This window comes from Streptomyces sp. SAI-127 (assembly GCF_029894425.1).
Lineage (GTDB): Bacteria > Actinomycetota > Actinomycetes > Streptomycetales > Streptomycetaceae > Streptomyces.
Genome location: NZ_JARXYJ010000001.1, coordinates 2,289,568 through 2,311,428 on the forward strand (window position 1 = coordinate 2,289,568; position 21,861 = coordinate 2,311,428).

Genomic DNA, 21,861 nt, shown 5'->3' on the forward strand with positions numbered 1-21,861 from the left:
GTCATAGATGACTGAGCGTCAGTCCGCCGAAGGCAAGCGGGAGCCTGCGCCGCAGGCGCCCAAGGAAAGGGACCGGCCGTGGCTCATGCGCACGTATGCCGGTCACTCCACGGCCGAGGCGTCGAACGAGCTGTACCGGCGCAACCTCGCCAAGGGGCAGACCGGCCTGTCGGTCGCGTTCGACCTGCCGACGCAGACCGGCTACGACTCCGACCACATCCTCGCCCGCGGCGAGGTCGGCCGGGTCGGCGTGCCGATCGCGCACCTCGGTGACATGCGCCGGCTGTTCCAGGACATCCCCCTGGAGCAGATGAACACCTCGATGACGATCAACGCCACCGCCATGTGGCTGCTGGCGCTCTACCAGGTCGTCGCGGAGGAGCAGGGCGCGGACATCACCCAGCTCCAGGGCACGACCCAGAACGACATCGTCAAGGAGTACCTGTCCCGCGGGACGCACGTCTTCCCGCCGGTGCCGAGCCTCCGTCTGACGACCGACATGATCGCGTACACGGTCTCCCACATCCCGAAGTGGAACCCGATCAACATCTGCAGCTACCACCTGCAGGAGGCGGGCGCCACACCGGTCCAGGAGATCGCGTACGCGATGTCGACGGCGATCGCGGTGCTGGACGCCGTCCGGGACTCCGGCCAGGTGCCGCAGGAGCGCATGGGCGATGTCGTCGGCCGTATCTCCTTCTTCGTGAACGCGGGCGTCCGGTTCATCGAGGAGATGTGCAAGATGCGCGCCTTCGGCCGTATCTGGGACGAGGTCACGCGGGAGCGCTACGGCATCGAGAACCCCAAGCACCGGCGCTTCCGGTACGGCGTCCAGGTCAACTCCCTCGGGCTGACCGAGGCGCAGCCGGAGAACAACGTCCAGCGGATCGTCCTCGAGATGCTGGCCGTGACCCTCTCGAAGGACGCACGCGCGCGTGCCGTCCAGCTGCCGGCCTGGAACGAGGCCCTCGGTCTCCCCCGGCCCTGGGACCAGCAGTGGTCGCTGCGGATGCAGCAGGTCCTGGCGTACGAGAGCGACCTGCTGGAGTACGCGGACATCTTCGAGGGCTCCCGCGTCATCGAGGCGAAGGTCTCCATGCTGGTCGAGGAGTCCCTCGCGGAGATCGACCGGATCCAGGAGATGGGCGGCGCGATGGCCGCCGTCGAGTCGGGCTATCTGAAGTCGCAGCTCGTCTCCTCGCATGCCGAGCGCCGGGCCCGTATCGAGTCCGGGCAGGAGAAGATCATCGGCGTCAACATCTTCGAGACGACCGAGCCCAACCCGCTGACGGCCGACCTCGACACCGCGATCCAGACGGTCGACCCGGCCGTCGAGGCCCGGGTCATCTCGGGGCTCCAGCACTGGCGCGACACCCGCTACCAGCCGCCCTTCAACCATCCGCGTCCCTGCAAGGCGCTGGAGAAGCTGAAGGAGGCCGCCAAGGGCACCGCCAACCTCATGGAGGCCACCCTGGAGTGCGCCCGTGCCGGTGTCACGACCGGCGAGTGGGCCGGGGCGCTGCGCGAGGTGTTCGGCGAGTTCCGCGCCCCGACCGGCGTGTCGTCTGCGCCGGTCGCGGTCCCGGCGGAGGAGGGTTCGGCCATGGCCGACGTCCGCCGCAGGGTCGACGTGACCGCGAAGGACCTGGGCGTCGGAAAGCTGCGCTTCCTGGTCGGCAAGCCGGGCCTGGACGGGCACTCCAACGGCGCCGAGCAGATAGCCGTACGCGCGCGGGACGCCGGCTTCGAGGTGGTGTACCAGGGCATCCGGCTGACGCCCGAGCAGATCGTGGACGCGGCCCTCGCCGAGGACGTGCACGCGGTCGGTCTGTCGATCCTCTCCGGCTCGCACGCCCAGCTGGTGCCGGACGTGCTCGAGAGGCTGCATGTGGCAGGCGCCACAGATGTACCTGTCATCGCCGGTGGGATCATCCCCAATGGAGACGCCGAACAGCTCAGGGCTGCCGGCGTGGCCGCGGTCTTCACCCCGAAGGACTTCGACATCACCGGAATCATCGGCCGCATCGTCGACGAGATCCGGAAAGCGAACAAGCTCGACCCCCTGGAGGTCCCCGCATGACCGTCAACCGTCTGCGTCCCCGCCGCTCGTGTCTCGCGGTACCGGGAAGCAACCCCCGCTTCCTGGAGAAGGCGCAGGGCCTCCCGGCGGACCAGGTCTTCCTCGACCTGGAGGACGCGTGCGCCCCGCTCGCCAAGCCCGAGGCGCGGCACACCATCGTCAAGTTCCTCAACGAGGGCGACTGGACCGGCAAGACGAGGGTCGTGCGCGTCAACGACTGGACGACCGAGTGGACGTACCGCGATGTCGTCACGGTCGTCGAGGGCGCGGGCCAGAACCTCGACTGCATCATGCTGCCGAAGGTGCAGACGGCCGAGCAGATCGTCGCGCTCGACCTCCTGCTGACCCAGATCGAGAAGACCATGGGCTTCGAGGTCGGCAAGATCGGCATCGAGGCGCAGATCGAGAACGCGCAGGGCCTCAACAACGTCAACGAGATCGCGACGGCCTCCCAGCGCGTCGAGACGATCATCTTCGGCCCGGCCGACTTCATGGCGTCGATCAACATGAAGTCGCTGGTCGTGGGTGAGCAGCCGCCCGGTTACCCGGCGGACGCCTACCACTACATCCTGATGAAGATCCTGATGGCGGCCCGCGCCAACAACCTCCAGGCGATCGACGGCCCCTACCTGCAGATCCGCAACGTCGACGGCTACCGCGAGGTCGCCCAGCGCGCCGCGGCCCTCGGCTTCGACGGCAAGTGGGTGCTGCACCCGGGCCAGGTGGAGGCGTCCAACGAGATCTTCTCGCCCTCGCAGGAGGACTACGACCACGCCGAGCTGATCCTGGACGCGTACGAGTACTTCACGTCCGAGGCGGGCGGCAAGAAGGGCTCGGCGATGATCGGCGACGAGATGATCGACGAGGCCAGCCGCAAGATGGCGCTGGTCATCTCCGGCAAGGGCCGTGCGGCCGGCATGCAGCGCACGTCCAAGTTCGAGATCCCGGAAGGCTGAGCGCGATGCAGTTCGGACGCACCTACGAGGAGTTCGAGGTCGGGGCGGTCTACAAGCACTGGCCCGGGAAGACGGTCACGGAGTACGACGACCATCTCTTCTGTCTCCTGACCATGAATCACCACCCGCTCCACATGGACAGCAATTACGCGGAGCAGACGACCGACTTCGGCAAGAACGTCGTGGTCGGGAACTACATCTACTCCCTGCTGCTCGGCATGTCCGTGCCGGACGTCTCCGGCAAGGCGATCGCCAACCTGGAGATCGAGTCGCTCAGGCACGTGGCGCCGACCTTCCACGGCGACACGATCTACGGCGAGACGACCGTGCTCGACAAGTGGCCGTCCAAGTCGAAGAACGACCGCGGGATCGTGTACGTCGAGACCAAGGGCTACAAGCAGGACGGCACGCTGGTCTGCGTGTTCCGCCGCAAGGTGATGGTGCCGACCGAGACGTACATCAAGGAGCGCGGCGGCGAGCAGCCGGGCCGCCCCCAGCTGAGGGAGCAGGAGAAGTAGCCATGGCGCGACTCGCCCAGACCGCCGGTCTGACCGACATCCAGCAGGAGATCCTCTCCACCGTCCGCGACTTCGTGGACAAGGAGATCATCCCGGTCGCCACCGAGCTGGAACACCGCGACGAGTACCCGCAGCAGATCGTCGACGGGCTCAAGGAGTTGGGCCTGTTCGGGCTGATGATCCCCGAGGAGTACGGCGGTCTGGGCGAGTCCCTCCTGACGTACGCGCTGTGTGTGGAGGAGATCGCCCGCGGCTGGATGTCGGTCTCCGGCATCATCAACACCCACTTCATCGTGGCGTACATGCTCAAGCAGCACGGCACCCAGGAGCAGAAGGACCACTTCCTGCCGAGGATGGCGGCCGGCGACATCCGCGGCGCCTTCTCGATGTCGGAGCCGGCGCTCGGCTCGGACGTGTCCGCCATCACGTCCAAGGCGGTCAAGGACGGCGACGAGTACGTCCTGAACGGTCAGAAGATGTGGCTGACGAACGGCGGGACGTCAAGCCTGGTCGCCGTTCTCGTCCGAAGTGATGAAGGACACTCCCCTGAAGAGGCGGCCGCCAAGCCCCACAAGTCGATGACGACCTTCCTGATCGAGAAGGAGCCCGGCTTCGGAGAGGTCCGTCCGGGCCTCACCATCCCCGGGAAGATCGACAAGATGGGCTACAAGGGTGTCGACACCACCGAGATGATCATGGATGGCCTGCGACTTCCGGCCAACCGTGTGCTCGGCGGGGCCACCGGCCGAGGTTTTTACCAAATGATGGACGGAGTCGAAGTAGGCCGCGTCAATGTGGCGGCACGTGGCTGCGGTGTCGCTCAGCGTGCCTTCGAGCTGGGTGTCTCGTACGCCCAGCAGCGTCACACCTTCGGCAAGCCGATCGCTCAGCACCAGGCGATTCAGTTCAAGCTGGCCGAGATGGCTACCAAGGTCGAGGCCGCGCATGCGATGATGGTCAACGCGGCACGCAAAAAGGACTCCGGTGAGCGAAACGACCTTGAGGCAGGGATGGCGAAGTACCTCGCCTCCGAGTACTGCAAGGAGGTCGTGGAGGACGCCTTCCGGATCCACGGCGGCTACGGCTTCTCCAAGGAGTACGAGATCGAGCGCCTCTACCGTGAGGCTCCGATGCTGCTGATCGGTGAAGGTACCGCCGAGATCCAGAAAATGATCATCGGTCGCAGGCTGCTCGAAGAGTATCGGTTCCAGGGCTAGATGTCCGGATACGGGGTGTTTTCTTGGAGAAGAAGATCACACCCCGTCAAGTCGGTTCAGCCGCCGACTCGGCTTCCTGGCTTGCCCAGTTGTGGCCCACGACCGGTACGATCCCGGAAAGCCGCCGTCCCCCGTCTAGTGCGCGGCATCATCCGCTACGAAGGTCATCCATGCCCCACAGCCAAACCTCTGCACCTCGCGACAGCCTGGCAGGCGTACGCCTCGCGCGCGGAGCATCGCCGTGGCTCCTCCCGACCGTCGCCACCGCAGCAGTGAGCCTGGTACGCGCGCGCAAGTCCGGCGCCGCCAAGGCCGTCGCCGTGCCCGCCACCGCGCTGGCGGCGGGCATGCTGTGGTTCTTCCGCGACCCCGAGCGCGAGATCGCCCCGGGCCGGGTCATCTCGCCCGCCGACGGTGTGGTGCAGAGCATCATGCCGTGGAAGGACGGTCGCACCCGGGTCGCGATCTTCATGAGCCCGCTCAACGTCCACGTCAACCGCGCGCCGCTCTCCGGCACGGTGGCCTCGGTCGAGCACATCCCCGGCGGGTTCGTTCCGGCGTTCAACAAGGAGAGCGAGAACAACGAGCGCGTCGTCTGGCACTTCGACACCGAGCTCGGTGACATCGAAATGATCCAGATCGCCGGCGCCGTCGCCCGCCGCATCGTTCCCTACCTCCCGCAGGGCACGAAGGTCGAGCAGGGCGACCGCATCGGTCTGATCCGCTTCGGCTCGCGCGTCGACATCTACCTGCCGGAGGGCGTTGAGGTCGCGGTCGAGGTCGGCCAGAAGACGGTGGCTGGGGTGACTCGCATTGACCGTGATTGATCCCGAGACACAGGCGGGCTGGGTGCCCGACGCCGACGAGGTCGACGACGAGGAGGAGATGCCTCTTTCTCTCCGCCTCTCGATAGCGGACACCCTCACCCTCGGCAACGCCACCTGCGGCTTCATGGCGGTGTACTTCACCACCACCGGCATCCTGATCCCGCATCTGACCGACAGCCAGGAAACCGGCATGGCGCGCAACAGCGCGGCCACCGCGGTCATCCTGATGCTCTGCGCCGCGGTCTTCGACCTCTTCGACGGCCTCGTGGCGCGCAAGCTGCGCTCCTCCCCGATGGGCGCCGAGCTGGACAACCTCTCGGACCTGATCAGCTTCGGTCTCGCACCGGCGTACTTCGTCCTCGTCTACGGCATGGTGGCGGACGACGCGTCCCAGCGGGTGGCGGCGGTGGGCGCCGTCGTGGTGCTGCTGGCGGTGGTGCTGAGGCTCGCGAGATTCTCCTGTGTGACCGTGAAGGACGGCACCTTCCAGGGCATGCCCTCGCCGTTCGGCGCGCTGACAGTGGTCTCGATCGTGCTGCTGGAGCTCCCCTTCGTGGCGACGCTCCTGGCGATCCTGGGCACCGCCTGGCTGATGGTGAGCCGGGTCGAGTACCCGAAGCCGCGGGGCCGCCTCGCGGTCGCGATGCTCTCCTGGATCGTCCTGGGAATGGGCCTGCTCGCGGCCTGGGCGTTCGGCGCCCCGGGCGGCCAGCTCCTCCTCCAGACGGGCTGCGCCCTCCAACTGGTCATGGGCGCGGTGATCCCCCTGTTCGCCACGGCCCGCCGGGTGAACAACTTCCGCGGCAACCGGCGCGAGGCCCGCGCGGCCCAGCTGCCGTAAGTCTTTGCCGTCGCACTTCCGAGGGCCCGAACCGACACCGGTTCGGGCCCTCGCTGTTGCGCCGAGTCTCACGCCCCCGGTGTGTACCCCTTCGCCACGTCGGACGCCCCCGCCTCCCGTACGACCTTCATGCCGCCCGTCACGCTCTTGTCCGGCTGGAGGATCACGCTCTCGCGGGAGGACGGGGCCTTGGGGTCGGTGAAGTTCTGGGCGATACCGAAGCCGACGTCGTAGGAGTCGATCGACAGCAGGGCCTTGTCGACGCCCTCCCTGGTGAGGTCCTTGTTCGCGCAGGCCTTCTTCAGTGCCTCGCCGAAGGCCGACACCGCGGTCCAGCCGGCGACGATGCCGTTGTCCAGGGCGTCGCCCGGGTAGGCGGCCTTGTAGTCGGCCACGAGCTTCTTCGCCTCCGGGGTGTCCGCGCCGATGGGCAGCGAGGGCGAGGCCACGTAGTAGCTCTTCATCAGGGCCGGGCCTGCCTGGGTGGCCAGGAGCTGCGGCGCGAAGGCCGAGTTGTTGCCGATGATCGGTACGGCGAAGCCGCTCGCCGCCGCCACCCCCACCAGCGAGGCCGCCTGCCGCGGGCCCGCGCTGATCACGATCGCCTTGACGCCGGCCTGTTTGAGGGCGGTGACCTGGGCGGTCATGTCGTTGTCGGTCGGCTTGATCTTCTGCTCGACGACGGTGAGCCCGGCCTCCTTCGCGATGTGCTGGGAGCCGACCAGGGCGCTCTCGCCGTAATCGCCCTCGAAGTACACATGGCCGATCCTGTCCCCCTTCTTCACCCCTTTCTCCTTGATCAGGAAGTCCACCGCGTTGATCGTCTCGATGTCGTAGGTGGATCCGATGACCCGGATGTACGGGCTGCCGAGCAGCGCGGCCGACCAGGCCTGCGGGAGCACCAGCCCCTTGTCCTGGCCGTCGATCCGCTGCTTGACCGCGGCGACGAACGGCGAGCCGATGAACTGTGCGAAGCCGAGCACCTTCGGCTCCAGCTCGGTGTAGCCGGAGACGGCCTTCTGCGGGTCGTAGCCGTGGTCGCGGACCGAGAGGGCCACCTTGTAGCCGCAGACGCCGCCGGCGGCGTTCAGCTGCTTCACGTACAGCTGCTGGGCCTGGGTGACGCTCTTGCCGAGAGTCGCGTAGACCCCGGTCATGTCGGTGAGCGCGCCGAGCGTGATCGTCTTCCCGGAGATACCCTCCCCGGTCCTGACCCCGCCGGCCGACTTGTCACCGTCCCCGCCGTCGGAGTCCTTGGCCTTGGAACTGCATCCGGCCAGCACCAGCAGTGCGGCGAGCGCGCCCGCGGCGGCCCTGGCGGCGTACCTCGTAGTCATCGTTCCTCCCCTGGATGGATCTCCCCTGAACGGGGTCTGACGTGACGCCGGGCGGCCGCCCCGACCAGGCCGCCCGGCAGGAACAGCACCACCAGCACGACGGCGGCGCCGTAGAGGTACCGGGATGCCTCGCCCGGTGCGATCCCGCCCGTGCCGGGGGCGGAGACAAGAGGCAGCGCGTCGCTGTAGCGGGTCAGCAGCTGCGGCAGCAGGGACACGAACACGGCACCCGCCACCGCCCCGGAGACCGAACCGAGCCCGCCGATGACGATCATCGCGAGGTACTCGAGCGAGAGCGTGATGCCGAAGTAGTCGGGCACCGTCCGCTGGAAGACCAGCGCGAGCAGTACGCCCGCGAGACCCGCGTACATCGACGACAGCACGAAGACCGCGGCCCGGTGCCGGGCGACCGGCACGCCCAGCACACCGGCGGCGATGCGGTGGTCGCGGATCGCGTTCATGGCCCGGCCCGGACGGCCACGCAGCACTCCGCGCGCGAACAGCGCGCCGACCGCCAGCAGGACCAGACCCGCGTACCAGAGCTTCTCCGCCGACCCGAACGGCACGGCGGCGACGAGGAGTTCGCGGTCGTCGAAGGTGAGTCCGAACAGGCTCAGCGGCGGTACGTCACGGCCGTTGGCGCCGCCGGTCAGGTCGTGGGCGTTGAACATCACGTGCTGGCCGATGAAGACGAGCGCGAGTGTGGCGATGCCCAGGTAAGCGCCGCTGAGGCGGCCCGAGATGGGGCTGAACAGCCCGCCCGCGACGCCCGCGACCAGCACCGCGAGCACCGCCGCGAGCCAGGTCGGCAGCCCGAGCCCGGTCAGCCCGTCGCCGCCGTCCGCCGCGAACACGCAGTAGCCGTAGGCGCCGACGGCGAGGAAGAAGGCGTGCCCCATGGAGAGCTGCCCGGTCGCCCCGGTGAGGAGGTTGATGCCGATCGCGCCGATCGCGGCGGCCATCGCGAACAGGCCCGCCTGGAGCCAGAACCGGTCCAGGTAGAAGGGCAGGGCCAGCAGGAGCACTCCCCCGGCGGCCCAGAGGTACGTACGGGAGCGGACCAGCCGCAACGGCTTCACCAGGACCTCAGACACGGGCGAGCTCCTTCGTGCCGAACAGCCCCGCGGGCCGTATGAGCAGGATCGCGACCATCACGAGGTAGGGCGCGAGGTCTCCCAGCCCCCGCCCCAGGAAGGTCAGATCGCTCTGGTAGCCGGTCGCGAGGGACTCCGTGACGCCGACCAGCAGCCCGCCCACCAGCGCGCCCGTCGTCGAGTCAAGGCCGCCGAGGATGGCCGCGGGGAACGCCTTCAGCGCGGCCAGTGAGGTCGCCCGCTCCAGACCCGGCGTCGGGAACACGGTCAGGAACAGGGCGGCCACGGCGGCGAGTCCGCCCGCCACCGCCCACGCACCCATCGACACCCGCCCGAGCCGGACCCCCATCAGCGCGGCCGTCTCCGCGCTCTCCGCCGCCGCCCGCATCGCCACGCCCCACGACGTGTACCGGAAGGCCAGCAGGAACGCCGTGATGAGCAGCGCGGCGGCCACGAACGCGGCGATCCGGGTGTGGGCCAGCGAGATCGGCCCGAGCCTCAGCACGGCGTCGCCCCACGGGTCGCCGAGCGTCAGCACATCCGTGCCGATACGGCGGGTCAGCTCGGTGGTGAGCAGGATGTCGACGCCGATGGTGACGATGGCAAGGACGCTGTGGTCGGTGCCCCGGTACCGCCGCATCACCAGGAACTCCACGGCGGCCCCGACCAGCGCGGCACCCGCGATCCCGGCGAGCAGCGCGGGCCAGAAACCGATGTCGTCGTGGAGGACCGCGGTGACGTATCCGCCCGCCAGCAGCAGCGAGGCGTGGGCGAAGTTGACGACCTCGGTGGCCCGGAAGATCACCACGAAGCCGAGCGCGATGAGCGCGTACACCGACCCCAGCGAGAGGCCGTTCAGCAGGATCTCGGCGAAGGTGCTCATGACGCGGCCCCCAAGTACGCCTGTACGACAGCCGGATCGTTCTGTACGTCGGCGGGGGCCCCGTCGGCGATCCGGCGCCCGAAGTCCAGTACGGTCACCGCGTCCGCGAGCCGCATCACCACCCCCATGTCGTGTTCCACCAGCACGATCGAGATGCCGAGTGAGTCGCGGACACCCGCGATCACGGCGGCTGTCCGGCGTCGTTCGTCGGCGGTCATCCCGGCGACCGGCTCGTCGAGGAGCAGCAGGCGCGGTTCCATGCAGAGCGCGCGGGCGAGTTCGGCGAGCTTCTGCTGTCCGTACGGGAGGGAGCCCGCGGGCCGTGACAGGCAGTCCGCGATGCCGACGAACTCGGCGATCTCCCGGACGCGTTCGCGGTGCAGCCGGTCTTCGCGGACCGCCGACGGCAGCCGGAGTCCCGCGGCGAGGAAGCCGGTCCGGGTGAGCCGGTGGCGGCCCAGGAGCAGACAGTCCTCGACCGAGGCCCGGGGCGGCAGCGCGAGGTTCTGGAAGATGCGGGCGACGCCGAGGGCGGCGATGCGGTGCGAGGGCATGCCGGTCAGCTCGTGCGCGCCGAAGCGGACGCTGCCCGCGGTGGCCCGGTAGACGCCGGACAGGACGTTGAAGCAGGTGGACTTTCCGGCGCCGTTGGGTCCGATGAGGGCGTGGACGGTGCCGGGGCGCACGGTGAAGCCGACGTCGTCGAGGGCGGTGAGTCCGGCGAAACGGACGGTCAGCCCCCGGACTTCCAGGGAGTCCATCGCCGTCACCCCTTCCACCGGGTCAGGGTCCGGTCCGTCGCCTGTTCCGCGTCGGCCGCCGCGTCCTCGTCGACCACACCGAGGTAGCGGCGGCGCACCTCGTCGGAGGCGGACAGCTCCGCGGCCGGGCCCGACAGGGTGACCTCGCCGACTTCGAGGACGTACGCGCGCGTGGCGAGCCGCAGGGCGAGGGCCGCGTTCTGTTCGACGAGGAGGACCGAGGTGCCCTGGGTGTTGATCTCCCGGACGGTGTCGGCGATCCGCCGGGCCATGAGCGGGGCGAGGCCGAGGGAGGGTTCGTCGAGGAGCAGCACGCGCGGGCCGGCCATCAGGGCGCGGGCGACCGCGAGCATCTGTTGTTCGCCGCCGGAGAGGAGTCCGGCGCGCTGGCCCGCGCGTTCGGCGAGCACGGGGAACAGTTCGTGGACGCGGTCCAGGGCCGCGGACCGGCCGGATCCGGTGCCACCGAGGGCGCCCGCGCGCAGGTTGTCGGCGACCGTCATGCGCGCGAACACCCGTCGCCCCTCGGGTACCTGGCAGACCCCGGCGGCGACCACCCGGTCGGGGCTCAGCCCGTCGAGGCGGCGGCCGTCCAGGGTGACCGTGCCGTCGGTGACCGTGCCGCCGTGGAAGGAGAGGGTCCTGCTGATCGCGCGCAGGAGGGTGGACTTGCCCGCGCCATTGGCGCCGAGCACCGTCACCACGGCTCCCTCGGGCACCTCGAGGGACACCCGGCGCAGGGCCCGCACGGGGCCGTATCCGACCGACAGGTCGTGGACGACCAGTCCGGATCCGGTCATGGACTCCCCCTTGTCGCTCTCGGTGTGGCGCTCACCCCAGCACCGCCGCGGGCGTCCGTCCACGGCCCGCGGCACAATCGCTGCGGGTGCCCAGCGGGCCGGTGCCGTCGTTGTGCGTCTGCACAACAGTGCGTGTCAGGGGCCTGTGCGCGGCCGGGTCCCGGTGGCATCCTCCGGCCATGGGAGGGCTACGGCCGCGGACCGGTCATGACTGGAAGCTGCTCGCGGAGTCCTGCACGGCTCTGCTGGAACGGGTGCCGGAGCTCGTCGACGAGCACCTGCGCCAACTCACCGAACACTCCACCGTCTACGGCCAGGTGCTGCCGTACGACCAGCAGTGGCGGGAGGCCGAGGAGGCGATGCGGATCGGCATCGAGACGATCTCCGCGCCCCGGGACTCCCCGCGCCGCGATCTGGAGTACGCCGAGGACGCGGGCCGGCGCCGGGCCCATCAGGGGCTGCCGCTGGACCTTCTGGTGCACGCCTACCGGAACGCCGGTTACCTGGTGTGGGACGCGCTCGTGGAGGGGACCGCCGGTCGGGAGCCGGAGCGGCTCGCGGCCCTGATGCGGTCGACGACGATGGTGTGGTCGGCGGTGGACGCGCAGGCGCAGGCGGCGTCGGAGGCGTACCGGGCCACCGAGGCGGAGCTCAGGCGGCGTACGGACGAACAGCTGCAGGCACTCCTCGACGCCCTGCTGGAGGGGCAGGCGACGCCCGGGCTCGCGGCGCGGGCGGCGGCGGGCCTCGATCTTCCGGAGCACGGGCCGTACGCCGTGGTGGTGCTGCGGGCCGAGCGACGGGAGGCGGCCGAGCGGCCGGTGCGGGGCGCCGGGTTCCGGTTCATCTGGCGGATGCGGGCCGACAGCGAGGTGGCGGTCGTGGCTCTCGCGCCCGGGCAGGGCCTGGACGGAGTGGCGCGTGCGCTGGACGGGCGGTGCGCGGGGCCGGGCGGGATCAGTCCTGTGGTCCCCGGACTCGCCGAGCTGGGTCGGGCCCGGCGGCTCGCCGAGCTGGCTCTGCGCACCTGTCTGCCGGACGCCACCGCGGTCGTACGCCTTGATCAGCGGATGCCGACCGCGCTGGTGGTGAGCCAGCCGGAGCTGGCCGACCGGCTGGTGTCGGACGTGTTCGGCGCGCTCCTGGAGCTGGAGCCCGCCGACCGGGCCGTACTGCTGGAGACCCTCGATGTGTGGCTGGTGTGCGAGGGCTCGGCGGGGCGGGCCGCCGGGCGGCTGTACTGCCACCGCAACACGGTCTTCAACCGGCTGCGGCGGCTCGAGCAGCTCACGTCGCGTTCGCTGGCCCGGCCCCGGGACCTGATCGAGATGACGCTGGCGCTGGACGCGTACCGGCTGTCGGGGCCGCGTCAGTGACCTGGGGGGCGGGACGGATGGTTCGGGTCAGACCAGGAAGTCGCGGCCGATCCGCTCCGCCACGTCCTCCAGGATCGGCCCCGCCTCGGAGATGCACCGCTGGATGTCGGGCTCGGCGTCGGTGAGCGGGTAGACGCGGCGGATGCCCGCCCGGCCGAGGGCCTCCGGGGGCAGCGCGAGACGGCCGCACACGGCGACGACCTCCTTGCCCTTGGCGCGGGCGGCCGCGGCGACGCCCGCCGGGGCCTTGCCGTGCAGGGTCTGCTCGTCGAGGGAGCCCTCGCCGGTGATCACCAGGTCCGCCCACTCCAGCGCGGGCGCGAAGCCCAGGACATCGAGCATGACCTCGATGCCGGGACGGAACCGGGCGCCGAGCAGGAGGGCGCCGTAGCCGATGCCGCCGGCCGCGCCCGCACCCGGCGAGGCGGCGTACGCGGCGGCCTTCGCACCGACGGCCTCCTCCAGCACCTTCGCGTAGTGGGCGAGGGCGGTGTCCAGGGCCTCGACGTCGTCCGGGGAGGCGCCCTTCTGCGGGCCGTAGACCGCGGGGGCGCCCTTGGGGCCGGTCAGCGGGTTGTCGACATCGCTGGCCAGGATGAACTCGACGGACGCGAACCGCGGATCCAGGCCCGACAGGTCGGCCGAGGCGAGGTCGGCGAGGCCTCCGCCGCCGGGGGCCACGGGCTCGCCGTCGGCGTCCAGGAAGCGGGCGCCGAGCGCGGAGAGCATGCCGGCACCGCCGTCGGTGGTGGCGCTGCCGCCCACCCCGAACACGATCGTGCGGGCGCCGGCGTCCAGCGCGGCGCGCAGGAGCTCTCCGGAGCCGTACGTCGACGCCGCGAGCGGGGCGAAGACGCCTGCGGGCAGCCGCTGCAGGCCGCTGGCCTCGGCCATCTCGACGACGGCGGTGTCCCCGCGAACCGCGAAGGCGGCGGTGACCTCCTGCCCGAGGGGCCCGGCGACCGCCACTTCCCGGCGCTCGAAACCGGCCGCGACGGCCGCGGCGACGGTCCCGTCACCGCCGTCGGCGACGGGCAGCGCCTCGACCTCCAGGCCCGGCTGGACCCGGCGCAGCCCGGCCGTCACCCGCTCGGCGACCTGCACGGCCGTGAGCGAGCCCTTGAACTTGTCCGCGGCGATGAGCACGCGCAGTGTCACGTTTTCCCCTTGCTCTCCGGGCCTCGCGCACGTCAAGGCCAGTCGCGCCGCTGCGACCTTAACCGGAGACGCCCCCCGACGTCATGCACCGCCCGGTCCCTGAGAAGGAGGGAACTCGTCCGTCGCGGAGCACACGCAGTGCCCTCGGTCCCGCGTCCCGTCAGCGCGGCTCGCGGATGCTGTCGATGACGCGGGTCCAGTTGTCGCTGCCGTGTCCGTTCTCGATCGCGCGTCGGTAATGGGCCTGCACGGCCAGGGGGAGCGCGAGGTCGAGGCCGAGTGACCTGCTGGTCTCGACGATGTGGTCGGACGTCGCGCCCATCATGGTGACCGTGCTGAGGTCGCCGGGATGCTCACCGGCGTCCAGCGCGGCACCGGGGGTCTCCTCCCCGGCCCTCAGGATGGCGCCGATCGAGTCGGCGAAGGAGAGCAGCTCCGGCAGGGCCTCCGTGGCCTTCATTCCCGCGGTACCCAGCATCGCGGTGGCGTGTATCAGTGCGGACAGGGTGGTCAGGAACACCTCGAGCTGCGCTTGGTACATCATCTGGGCGAGGCCCGGATCCTCGCCCAGGTACCTCGGCGTGCCGAGCGGTGACAGGCTCGCCCGATGGTGCTCCATCACCTCGCCGGGGCCGCTGTAGTAGACATGGGCCGCCTCCGTGCCGACCATCGGCGCCGGGACCATGACACCGCCAGTGAGGAAGGCGGCGCCGTGGCCCGCCGCCCAGGTCGCCGCCTCGCGTGTGCGGTCGGGCGTGTCCGAGCTCAGGTTGACCAGGGTCCGGCCGGCGAGTGACGCGGTGGAGCCGTCGAGGATGTCGTACATCGCCCGGTAGTCGGTGAGGCTGAGGATCACGAGGTCACTCGCTTCGACCGCCTCGCCGGGTGTCGCCGCGCGGGTCGCTCCCTCGGCGACGACGCCGTCGGCCCGGCCGGCGGTGCGGTTCCAGACGGTGACCGGGCGGCCCGCGGTGAGGAGGGTGCGGGTCATCGCCTGGCCCATCGGGCCGAGCCCGATCACGGTGACGGCGCTGCCCTGCGTACTGGTGGGGTTCTGGTGTGCGTTCACGCCTCCATCCTGGAAGAGCACCCCGAAGCCCGGAAGTACCCACTATTTTCTGCGGTACTTACCTTTTAGTAAGGAGGGTCAGGGATGGCCAAGGGACCGAGGCGCGGGCCGTACATCTGCGGCATCGACGCCGCGCTGGACGTGGTGAGCGGCAAGTGGAAGGGGCTCATCCTCTGGGAACTCGACACTCATCGGGTACGCCGCTTCGCCGAGCTCCGCCGCGGTCTGCCCGGAGTGAGCGAGAAGATGCTGACCCAGCATCTGCGGGAGATGGAGGCGGACGGACTCGTCCACCGGGAGGTCTACGCCGAGGTGCCACCGCGGGTGGAGTACTCCCTGACCGAGGACGGGCACACGCTCCACCAGGCGCTCGGGCCGCTCGGCGTCTGGGGGACCGAACGCACGCGCCGCGAAGGCCTCGAAAAGGTCGAGGTGGCGGAGACTTCCCCCGGCAGGGCATGAGCCGGTCCCGCGCCCTGAGCGACGACACCACCACCTCGGCGGGGGACTGTGCGGGTCTCCGGAATCGGGTACACCGGAGCTATGACCCCTGTGGGCACCGAACCAGAGCTCGCCGACCGCATCCTCGGGGGCTGGCTCGGCCGGATCGCGGGCAACATGCTCGGCAAGCCGGTCGAGCAGGGCGACCTGTGGACGCGGGACCGGATCGACCGCTATCTCCGGCGGGCCGCCGCCCTGCCGCTGACCGACTACCTTCCCGAGCCCGTCGGCGAGAGCGACGGCTTCGAGCTGCGGCCCGAGTGGCGCGAGTGCGTGCGCGGCCGCATCCACGGCAGCTGCCGTGACGACGACGTCGACTACGCCATCCTCGGTCTCCACCTCCTGGAGACCCACGGCTTCGGCTTCAGCACCGAACAGGTGGGCGATCTGTGGCTGCTGAGGCTGCCGTATCTGCAGACGTTCACCGCGGAGCGGGCCGCCTATCGCAACCTCGCCAACGGGCTGAAACCGCCGCTGACGGCGACGTACGACAACCCCTGCCAGGAGTGGATCGGCGCCCTCATCCGTGCCGACATCTACGGCTGGACCCGCCCCGGCGACCCACGCCGCGCCGCCGCCCTGGCCCGCCGGGACGCGGTGCTCTCGCACACCGGCAACGGCGTGTACGGGGCGATGTGGGCGGCGGCGCTGATCTCGGCGGCGTTCACGGTCGGCACCGTGCGGCAGGCCGTGGACCAGGCGCTCGCGGTGATCCCCGCCAGCAGCCGCCTCGCGCGCACGGTACGCCGGGTGGTGTCCCTGCACGACACCCGGATGACCTGGGAGGACACCCTGACGACGGTCTCGGAGGAGACCGCCGGGCTCGGCTGGATCCACACCATCCCGAACGCGGCCGTCCTGACCGCCGGACTGCTCTACGGCGACGGCGACTTCACCCGCACCATCACGCTCACCGTCCGGGGCGGTCTGGACACCGACTCGAACGGAGCCACGGCCGGTTCGGTGGCCGGGGTGCTCACCGGCGCGGACGCGATCCCGGACCAGTGGAAGGAGCCGCTGGAGAATCGGGTGCGCAGCGCGGTGTTCGGTTTCGACGGGGTGCACATCAGCGAACTGGCCGAGCGTACGGTGCGGTTGGCGGGGACGGAGGCCACCTGCTGAGCCGGCGAAGGCGGCCGCGGAGCTGGTTACCCTTCGAGGATGACCACCCCTGACTTCGCCACGTACATCGCCGGTCTTCCCCGGATCCTCGCCGGTGCCGCCGCTCTCTTCCGTGACGCCTCGGGCCGGGTCCTGCTCGTCGAGCCCAACTACCGTGAGGGCTGGGCGCTTCCGGGCGGCACGATCGAGTCCGACGAGGGTGAGACCCCACGGCAGGGCGCGCGCCGCGAGACCCTGGAGGAGATCGGCCTGGACCGCGGGCTGGGGCGGCTGCTGGCGGTCGACTGGGTGCACGGAACGGCCCGCCCGCCGCTGGTCGCCTACCTCTACGACGGCGGTGTCCTCGGCGACGACGACCTCAAGGCGATCCGGCTCCAGGAGGAGGAGCTGCTGTCGTGGCGCCTCGTGCCGCACGAGGAGCTGACCGAGTACCTGCCCGACGGGCTCGGCCGCCGGGTCCTGGCCGCGCTGGACGTACTGGCGGAAGGGTCGGGGACGGTGGAGCTGGAGAACGGGCGCCGGGTGGGCTGACATCCGGGGCGGGTTCGGGCCTTCGTACCGTAGCGAGCCCGGTGTCCGGCGAGACGTCGGCCCGGGCAGCCCTGGACGGGCTCTTGTCCCGCGTCCACGTCCGCGTCCGGCCGCCATCACTCTGCCCCGACACGCCCCACCTGACGCTGTCTGCACACCGCCGTCACTCCCTGAGTTCGAGACCGGACGCTGTGTATTTCAAAAAAGGTCCGGTCACCACTGCACGTTCGGCGCGCCCCATGCCACTCACGTGTGGAGGCAACGGCAAGACCGCCTCGTCCGGCAGCGGCCGGTGACGGTGTCATGCGGCAGTGTCACCCGACAGCCGCCTGAAGCCGAGCACGGAGTGAACGGGGGGAGGAGACCGACCATGGACAGTTCGCCGAGTCGGCACGCGATGAGGTTCACCGTGGAGCTGATGGCGGATACCTCGTCGCCCCGGCGGCCCGGACTCCTTCCGCGATATCGCGAATTCCGGCGCTTGTTCGAGTCCGACCGTGAAGGCTCGCATTTCCCGTGCGCCACGATCATGTTCGTCATCGAACAGCCCGCGCTCCGACGACGCCCCCGAATCGATCACCACCGGACCAGAACCCGAACTGATCCGCGATTTACGGAAGTTGCGGTCAAACCCCTTCACTCGCATCGCACGATGCCCCTTGGTCATGTCACTCCTTTGCATCAGGTGTGCATGGCCATTGAGGAGGGATGCACGGTGGGGCGTCGACGGGAACCGAGTGGCGACGACTTCGACAGCTTCTTCCGGCAGGAATACCGGAAGCTGGTCGGGTTTCTTCGATGGATCGGCGCTTCACAGGAGGAAGCGGAGGACTCGGCGCAGACCGCGATGCTCAAGGCACTCGAAAAGTGGACCGAGATCGAACACCCGCGAGCGTGGGTCCGCACGGCCGCGGAGCGGTACTTCCTTCGCTCCGCTGTCCGGGACCTGGACGCCCCCACCCGGGCGATCAGGGGAGGCTGGGGCGTCAGCGAGTACCTGGCCTGCCCCGAATCGCCGTCGAGGGACGAAGAACAGTCCGTTCTAGCCCTGCTGGGGAAACTCGGCTACAAGCAGCGCCAGGTGATGGCCTATTACATCGATGGATTCTGCCCCACCGAAATAGCAGACCTCATCGGCGACAACCCGGCAACGGTCCGATCCAATCTGCGATCGGCGAGAGTCAATCTCGATCGAATTCTTCAGGAGAACAACGCTGCGGTCGACGGACACGGCAGTAAGGAGGAACGATGAGCACCCGGGACGATGACAACATCGCCGCGACGATTCATGATCTCCTTACATCGATCGGCGCGCGCACTCCAGGCTCCGGCCTGGAAGGGAGCGGTGCCGGACAGCGGATCCAGGATTTCCGGGACGCGCTGGACGCGCAGATCGAAGCGGAGATCTCGGACACCGAGGTGGAGCGGAAGCTCCTGGAGATCAAGGTCGAGGCGGCTCGTCGAGCCGTGCTCCGGAACCACCGGTCGGGGAGCACGGCACTTCAGGAGTTCCTCAACCTGTCCGCGGTGACGGATCGCGAGGGAGGAAAGCCCGAGCGGCGTGCCTCGAGGACACCGCCGGTCCGGGCCCGCAGAAGGCACTGGTGGTTCGGACTCGCGACAGGCCTGCTGATCACACTGCTCAGCCTGGCACTCACACCACTGGGGCAGGGACACCTGCCCCAGTGGTGTGACACCTTGCTTCCCAGCGTTGCCCTCGGCATGTCGGGCCCTGCCGTTCTGCTGGCGGTCATCCACATCCGGGGACTGCGCGAACGGCGATCGGAAGATCTCCAGCCCGAGGCACTGATGGCGAGCCGCTCCGAGCCGCTGACGGAAACCGACAGTCCCGCGCCCATGCGCAGAGGCCGGCGTGCCCTGGATGTGATCGTCTCTGTCTCGTTGCTGTGGATGTCGATCCTGATACTCGTGGCCGCCACGGCGGGAATCCGCATGACATCGGCGGGACCCGTGCTGGTCCGACGCCCGCGGGTGGGAGCCGGCGGACGCCTCTTTCACCTCTACGACTTCAGAACTCAGGACAGTGCGGGAAACAAGACCCGAGTCGGAAAACTTCTGCAGGAAACGGGCCTGGAGGCATTGCCGCGCCTGTGGAACCTGCTCCGGGGAGATGTCACCCTGCTCGGGCCACCGGCCGAGCATCCGGCCGTGGCCGAGGCCTATCCCGAGAAGTATCGCTGGGTGTTCGCGTGTCGTCCAGGCATCGTCGGACCGTTGTGGAACGAACCTCTCGGTCTCGGAGAGGGTCTTCCGGAAGTTTCGGACGCCTTGCGCTATTACCTCGAAATCGTGGTGCCGCACCGTGTCACGGCGAACAGAGATTTCTACGACGGCCTTTCGGGGATGACGACCGGCCGTCTCATGGCCCGGATGCTGTTCAGCTCCAATTCCTTCACCACGTGCGCCCCTGCGGATAACGGGAACACGGCCACATCGAATGCCCGGCCCTTCATCAAAAAGCCGTATCCGCTCCAGGGGCATCGCCTGGCACATCCGCACCCGCTCTGCCTCACAGTATGGAAATGACACCGGCGCTCGGAGCCACGATGATTCCGAGCGCCGGCTGCCACGACCTAACGAACAGCCGCGAATATCCTGAGAAGCATGATCACCACTGCGAGTCCCAGGCCACCGGCCACACAAGTGATCACGACAGACCCGGTGGCAGCATAGGAACTGGCCACGCTGACGGTGACCGAACTGAAAGTTGCTCCGACCGATCCAGGGGTAACCTTCGAACGTGGAGAGTTCCCGTTCGCTTTCCGGCGGTTGATGGGCTTTCCCATTACATCCCTCTCCAAGGGGTGTAGATCGCGGCTCGGGTCCTCGACCGACCCGGGCCGTGATTTCTTGTTTGTTGCAAGTGAGTGACGCGGGCCCGTCGTTATGTGCAACGCCCGCCGACACTGAGCCGGAACTCGCGAACTCGTTGTACGGGGCAGTGGGTCACCGCCGGCTCCCGGGTTAACCGCTGGCCCTCGCCAGGCGGCCGACCTACCCTCGGCCCATGACCAAGCCCCTCGTCGCCCTTCTCAGCGGCGCCGGAATCTCCACCGACTCCGGGATCCCCGACTACCGCGGTCCGAACGGGCTGTGGCGCAAGGACCCCGAGGCCGAGAAGCTCGTGACGTACGACTACTACATGGGCGATCCGGAGATCCGTCGCCGTTCGTGGCAGATGCGGCGCGCGAACCGGACGCTGAAGGCCGAGCCCAACGCCGCACATGTGGCGGTGGCCGAGCTGGAGAAGTCCGGGGTGCCGGTGCGGGTGATCACGCAGAACGTGGACGGGCTGCACCAGCTCGCCGGTCTGCCCGCCCGCAAGGTCCTCGAACTGCACGGCACCGCACGGCAGGTGGTGTGCACGAAGTGCCACGCCCACGGTCCGATGGAGGACGCGCTCGCCCGGGTCGAGGCCGGCGAGGCGGACCCGCCGTGCCTGACCTGCGGCGGCATCCTCAAGTCGGCGACCGTGATGTTCGGCGAGCGCCTCGACCCCGTCGTCATGGGCGAGGCCGTCGCCATCACCAAGGCCTGCCAGATCTTCGTCGCCGTCGGCACCACCCTGCAGGTTCAGCCGGCCGCGGGCCTCGCGGGCATCGCCGCCGACCACGGCGCCCGGCTCGTCATCGTGAACGCGGATCCGACACCGTATGACGACCAGGCCGACGAGGTGATCCGCGAACCGATCGGCACGGCGCTGCCCGAACTGCTCCGCGGCCTGAGCGCGGGCTGAGGCCCCGGTGCCCGAGCTCCTGCGGCTGCGCGCTGATCACGCCACGGCCGTCCTGGCCTTCGAGTTGGCCAACCGCGCCTTCTTCGCCGCGTCCGTCTCCGACCGCGGCGATGCCTTCTTCGAAGGGTTCGCCGAGCGGTTCGACTCCTTGCTGGCCGAGCAGGAGACCGGCCTCTGCGCCTTTCACGTGCTGCTCGACGAGGACGGGTCGGTACTCGGCCGGTTCAACCTGGTCGACATCGAGGACGGCACCGCGGACCTCGGATACCGGGTCGCGCAGCATGCCACCGGCCGCGGGGTGGCGACGGCGACCGTCCGCGAGCTGTGCCGTCTCGCGGCGACCCGGTACGGGCTGGACACCCTGTGCGCGGCCACCAGCTACGAGAACACCGCGTCCCAGAGGGTGCTGGCCAAGGCGGGCTTCACCGCGGTCGGCCCGGCGGACCCGGCCGACCTCGGCGGCAAGGCCGGCATCCGGTACCGACGGGACCTGCGCGGCTGAGGAAGCCGCTCGGCACCCCCGGTCCCGGGGAATCACCGGGTACCGGTCAGAACAGCGCCGCCCCCCGCTCGAAGTCCAGCAACCGCTGCTTGCGCTCAAGCCCGCCGCCGTAGCCCGTGAGGCTGCCGTCCGCGCCGACCACGCGGTGGCAGGGGACGATGATGCCGATCGGGTTCCTGCCGTTGGCCAGGCCGACCGCGCGGGAGGCCTTGGGGTTGCCCAGGGCGTCGGCGAGTTCGCCGTAGGTGCGGGTCTCGCCGTGCGGGATCCGGCGGAGCTGTTCCCAGACCGTGCGCTGGAAGGCCGTTCCGTGCAGGCGCACTTCCAGGGTGAACTCCTTCAACTCGCCCTCGAAGTAGGCCATCAGCTGGTCCTCGGCCTCCTTGGACCAGCCGTCGTCCGGCTCGCCGAAGGTCTCCTGCGGTGGGCGGTGGCGTTGGTCGGTCATGTAGAGGCCGCACAGGACGCCGTCGTCGGCGACGAGGGTCAGAGGGCCGTAGGGGCTGTCGATCACGGTGTGCTGTTTCACTG

The 21,861-nt window shown here is 69.6% G+C and carries 22 protein-coding genes; 14 read left to right on the top strand and 8 right to left on the bottom strand.

What is annotated here, in order from left to right:
* Window positions 1-7 precede the first annotated feature (7 nt).
* From M2157_RS10765 to pssA, 6 genes are all read left to right on the top strand, one after another.
* The gene (locus tag M2157_RS10765; protein ID WP_280865114.1) at window positions 8-2,080 is read left to right on the top strand and encodes a protein meaA; all 2,073 of its coding nucleotides are present in this window, start codon (window positions 8-10) and stop codon (window positions 2,078-2,080) included.
* On the top strand, window positions 2,077-3,036 hold the full coding sequence (locus M2157_RS10770; RefSeq protein ID WP_280861592.1) for a CoA ester lyase: 960 nt from the start codon (window positions 2,077-2,079) through the stop codon (window positions 3,034-3,036). Before M2157_RS10765 ends, M2157_RS10770 begins: the two co-directional genes overlap by 4 nt.
* A gap of 5 nt (window positions 3,037-3,041) precedes the next feature.
* Entirely contained in the window at window positions 3,042-3,554 is a 513-nt protein-coding gene (locus tag M2157_RS10775; RefSeq protein ID WP_280865115.1) for a MaoC family dehydratase, read from the top strand.
* A gap of 2 nt (window positions 3,555-3,556) precedes the next feature.
* The gene (locus M2157_RS10780; RefSeq protein WP_280865116.1) at window positions 3,557-4,771 is read left to right on the top strand and encodes an acyl-CoA dehydrogenase family protein; all 1,215 of its coding nucleotides are present in this window, start codon (window positions 3,557-3,559) and stop codon (window positions 4,769-4,771) included.
* Window positions 4,772-4,941: 170 nt separating this feature from the next.
* Window positions 4,942-5,598 (top strand): phosphatidylserine decarboxylase, encoded by a 657-nt coding sequence (locus M2157_RS10785; RefSeq protein WP_280868187.1) that lies wholly within the window; start codon window positions 4,942-4,944, stop codon window positions 5,596-5,598.
* 22 nt (window positions 5,599-5,620) lie between these two features.
* Window positions 5,621-6,439 (top strand): CDP-diacylglycerol--serine O-phosphatidyltransferase, encoded by an 819-nt coding sequence (gene pssA / locus M2157_RS10790; protein WP_280868188.1) that lies wholly within the window; start codon window positions 5,621-5,623, stop codon window positions 6,437-6,439.
* Between the two features lie 68 nt (window positions 6,440-6,507).
* On the opposite strand, the gene M2157_RS10795 is transcribed toward pssA, so the two are convergent.
* The 5 genes from M2157_RS10795 to M2157_RS10815 are packed head-to-tail and all read right to left on the bottom strand — an operon-like array spanning window position 6,508 to window position 11,314.
* Window positions 6,508-7,776 carry an ABC transporter substrate-binding protein gene (locus M2157_RS10795; protein WP_280865117.1) on the bottom strand — a complete coding sequence of 423 codons (1,269 nt, stop codon included), beginning with the start codon at window positions 7,774-7,776 and terminating at the stop codon, window positions 6,508-6,510.
* Complete coding sequence (locus tag M2157_RS10800; protein ID WP_280865118.1) at window positions 7,773-8,870, bottom strand: branched-chain amino acid ABC transporter permease; 1,098 nt, start codon at window positions 8,868-8,870, stop codon at window positions 7,773-7,775. The genes M2157_RS10795 and M2157_RS10800 overlap by 4 nt, the downstream gene beginning before the upstream one ends.
* Window positions 8,863-9,753 (bottom strand): branched-chain amino acid ABC transporter permease, encoded by an 891-nt coding sequence (locus M2157_RS10805; protein ID WP_059209579.1) that lies wholly within the window; start codon window positions 9,751-9,753, stop codon window positions 8,863-8,865. Before M2157_RS10805 ends, M2157_RS10800 begins: the two co-directional genes overlap by 8 nt.
* Window positions 9,750-10,514: an ABC transporter ATP-binding protein gene (locus M2157_RS10810; protein ID WP_280865119.1), complete on the bottom strand. Its 765-nt coding sequence runs from the start codon at window positions 10,512-10,514 to the stop codon at window positions 9,750-9,752. Before M2157_RS10810 ends, M2157_RS10805 begins: the two co-directional genes overlap by 4 nt.
* A 5-nt stretch (window positions 10,515-10,519) precedes the next feature.
* Window positions 10,520-11,314, bottom strand: coding sequence for an ABC transporter ATP-binding protein (locus M2157_RS10815; protein ID WP_280861597.1), 795 nt, complete (start codon window positions 11,312-11,314; stop codon window positions 10,520-10,522).
* A 179-nt stretch (window positions 11,315-11,493) separates the two neighbouring features.
* Between M2157_RS10815 and M2157_RS10820 the strand changes: the two genes are divergently transcribed.
* Window positions 11,494-12,690 (top strand): helix-turn-helix domain-containing protein, encoded by a 1,197-nt coding sequence (locus M2157_RS10820; protein WP_280865120.1) that lies wholly within the window; start codon window positions 11,494-11,496, stop codon window positions 12,688-12,690.
* A 27-nt stretch (window positions 12,691-12,717) separates the two neighbouring features.
* On the opposite strand, the gene M2157_RS10825 is transcribed toward M2157_RS10820, so the two are convergent.
* Window positions 12,718-13,836, bottom strand: coding sequence for a glycerate kinase (locus M2157_RS10825; protein WP_280868189.1), 1,119 nt, complete (start codon window positions 13,834-13,836; stop codon window positions 12,718-12,720).
* Window positions 13,837-14,008: 172 nt separating this feature from the next.
* Window positions 14,009-14,917, bottom strand: coding sequence for an NAD(P)-binding domain-containing protein (locus tag M2157_RS10830; RefSeq protein WP_280865121.1), 909 nt, complete (start codon window positions 14,915-14,917; stop codon window positions 14,009-14,011).
* An 84-nt stretch (window positions 14,918-15,001) separates the two neighbouring features.
* Between M2157_RS10830 and M2157_RS10835 the strand changes: the two genes are divergently transcribed.
* The 7 genes from M2157_RS10835 (at window position 15,002) to M2157_RS10865 (ending at window position 21,330) form a co-directional block, all read left to right on the top strand.
* Window positions 15,002-15,379, top strand: a complete 378-nt coding sequence (locus tag M2157_RS10835; RefSeq protein ID WP_280861599.1) for a helix-turn-helix domain-containing protein — start codon at window positions 15,002-15,004, stop codon at window positions 15,377-15,379.
* A gap of 81 nt (window positions 15,380-15,460) precedes the next feature.
* Window positions 15,461-16,540 carry an ADP-ribosylglycohydrolase family protein gene (locus M2157_RS10840; RefSeq protein WP_280865122.1) on the top strand — a complete coding sequence of 360 codons (1,080 nt, stop codon included), beginning with the start codon at window positions 15,461-15,463 and terminating at the stop codon, window positions 16,538-16,540.
* A gap of 39 nt (window positions 16,541-16,579) precedes the next feature.
* Window positions 16,580-17,071, top strand: coding sequence for an NUDIX hydrolase (locus tag M2157_RS10845; RefSeq protein ID WP_280865123.1), 492 nt, complete (start codon window positions 16,580-16,582; stop codon window positions 17,069-17,071).
* A 691-nt stretch (window positions 17,072-17,762) separates the two neighbouring features.
* On the top strand, window positions 17,763-18,323 hold the full coding sequence (locus tag M2157_RS10850; RefSeq protein WP_280861602.1) for a sigma-70 family RNA polymerase sigma factor: 561 nt from the start codon (window positions 17,763-17,765) through the stop codon (window positions 18,321-18,323).
* Complete coding sequence (locus tag M2157_RS10855; protein ID WP_280865124.1) at window positions 18,320-19,618, top strand: sugar transferase; 1,299 nt, start codon at window positions 18,320-18,322, stop codon at window positions 19,616-19,618. Before M2157_RS10850 ends, M2157_RS10855 begins: the two co-directional genes overlap by 4 nt.
* 481 nt (window positions 19,619-20,099) lie before the next feature.
* A complete protein-coding gene (locus tag M2157_RS10860) occupies window positions 20,100-20,828 on the top strand; it encodes a Sir2 family NAD-dependent protein deacetylase (RefSeq protein WP_280865125.1) in 729 nt (242 codons plus the stop codon).
* A 7-nt stretch (window positions 20,829-20,835) separates the two neighbouring features.
* Complete coding sequence (locus M2157_RS10865) at window positions 20,836-21,330, top strand: GNAT family N-acetyltransferase (protein WP_280865126.1); 495 nt, start codon at window positions 20,836-20,838, stop codon at window positions 21,328-21,330.
* Window positions 21,331-21,376: 46 nt separating this feature from the next.
* Here the strand turns inward: M2157_RS10865 and M2157_RS10870 are convergent, their stop codons facing one another.
* Entirely contained in the window at window positions 21,377-21,859 is a 483-nt protein-coding gene (locus tag M2157_RS10870; protein WP_280865127.1) for a methylated-DNA--[protein]-cysteine S-methyltransferase, read from the bottom strand.
* Between the last annotated feature and the right edge of the window lie 2 nt (window positions 21,860-21,861).

What these genes read in the sequence shown, in the direction of transcription:
- M2157_RS10765 (WP_280865114.1), top strand. Translation starts at nt 8, where the DNA reads ATGACTGAGCGTCAGTCCGCCGAAGGCAAGCGGGAGCCTGCGCCGCAG.
- M2157_RS10770 (WP_280861592.1), top strand. Translation starts at nt 2,077, where the DNA reads ATGACCGTCAACCGTCTGCGTCCCCGCCGCTCGTGTCTCGCGGTACCG.
- M2157_RS10775 (WP_280865115.1), top strand. Translation starts at nt 3,042, where the DNA reads ATGCAGTTCGGACGCACCTACGAGGAGTTCGAGGTCGGGGCGGTCTAC.
- M2157_RS10780 (WP_280865116.1), top strand. Translation starts at nt 3,557, where the DNA reads ATGGCGCGACTCGCCCAGACCGCCGGTCTGACCGACATCCAGCAGGAG.
- M2157_RS10785 (WP_280868187.1), top strand. Translation starts at nt 4,942, where the DNA reads ATGCCCCACAGCCAAACCTCTGCACCTCGCGACAGCCTGGCAGGCGTA.
- M2157_RS10795 (WP_280865117.1), bottom strand. Translation starts at nt 7,776, where the DNA reads ATGACTACGAGGTACGCCGCCAGGGCCGCCGCGGGCGCGCTCGCCGCA.
- M2157_RS10805 (WP_059209579.1), bottom strand. Translation starts at nt 9,753, where the DNA reads ATGAGCACCTTCGCCGAGATCCTGCTGAACGGCCTCTCGCTGGGGTCG.
- M2157_RS10810 (WP_280865119.1), bottom strand. Translation starts at nt 10,514, where the DNA reads ATGGACTCCCTGGAAGTCCGGGGGCTGACCGTCCGTTTCGCCGGACTC.
- M2157_RS10815 (WP_280861597.1), bottom strand. Translation starts at nt 11,314, where the DNA reads ATGACCGGATCCGGACTGGTCGTCCACGACCTGTCGGTCGGATACGGC.
- M2157_RS10820 (WP_280865120.1), top strand. Translation starts at nt 11,494, where the DNA reads ATGGGAGGGCTACGGCCGCGGACCGGTCATGACTGGAAGCTGCTCGCG.
- M2157_RS10835 (WP_280861599.1), top strand. Translation starts at nt 15,002, where the DNA reads ATGGCCAAGGGACCGAGGCGCGGGCCGTACATCTGCGGCATCGACGCC.
- M2157_RS10840 (WP_280865122.1), top strand. Translation starts at nt 15,461, where the DNA reads ATGACCCCTGTGGGCACCGAACCAGAGCTCGCCGACCGCATCCTCGGG.
- M2157_RS10845 (WP_280865123.1), top strand. Translation starts at nt 16,580, where the DNA reads ATGACCACCCCTGACTTCGCCACGTACATCGCCGGTCTTCCCCGGATC.
- M2157_RS10850 (WP_280861602.1), top strand. Translation starts at nt 17,763, where the DNA reads ATGGCCATTGAGGAGGGATGCACGGTGGGGCGTCGACGGGAACCGAGT.
- M2157_RS10855 (WP_280865124.1), top strand. Translation starts at nt 18,320, where the DNA reads ATGAGCACCCGGGACGATGACAACATCGCCGCGACGATTCATGATCTC.
- M2157_RS10860 (WP_280865125.1), top strand. Translation starts at nt 20,100, where the DNA reads ATGACCAAGCCCCTCGTCGCCCTTCTCAGCGGCGCCGGAATCTCCACC.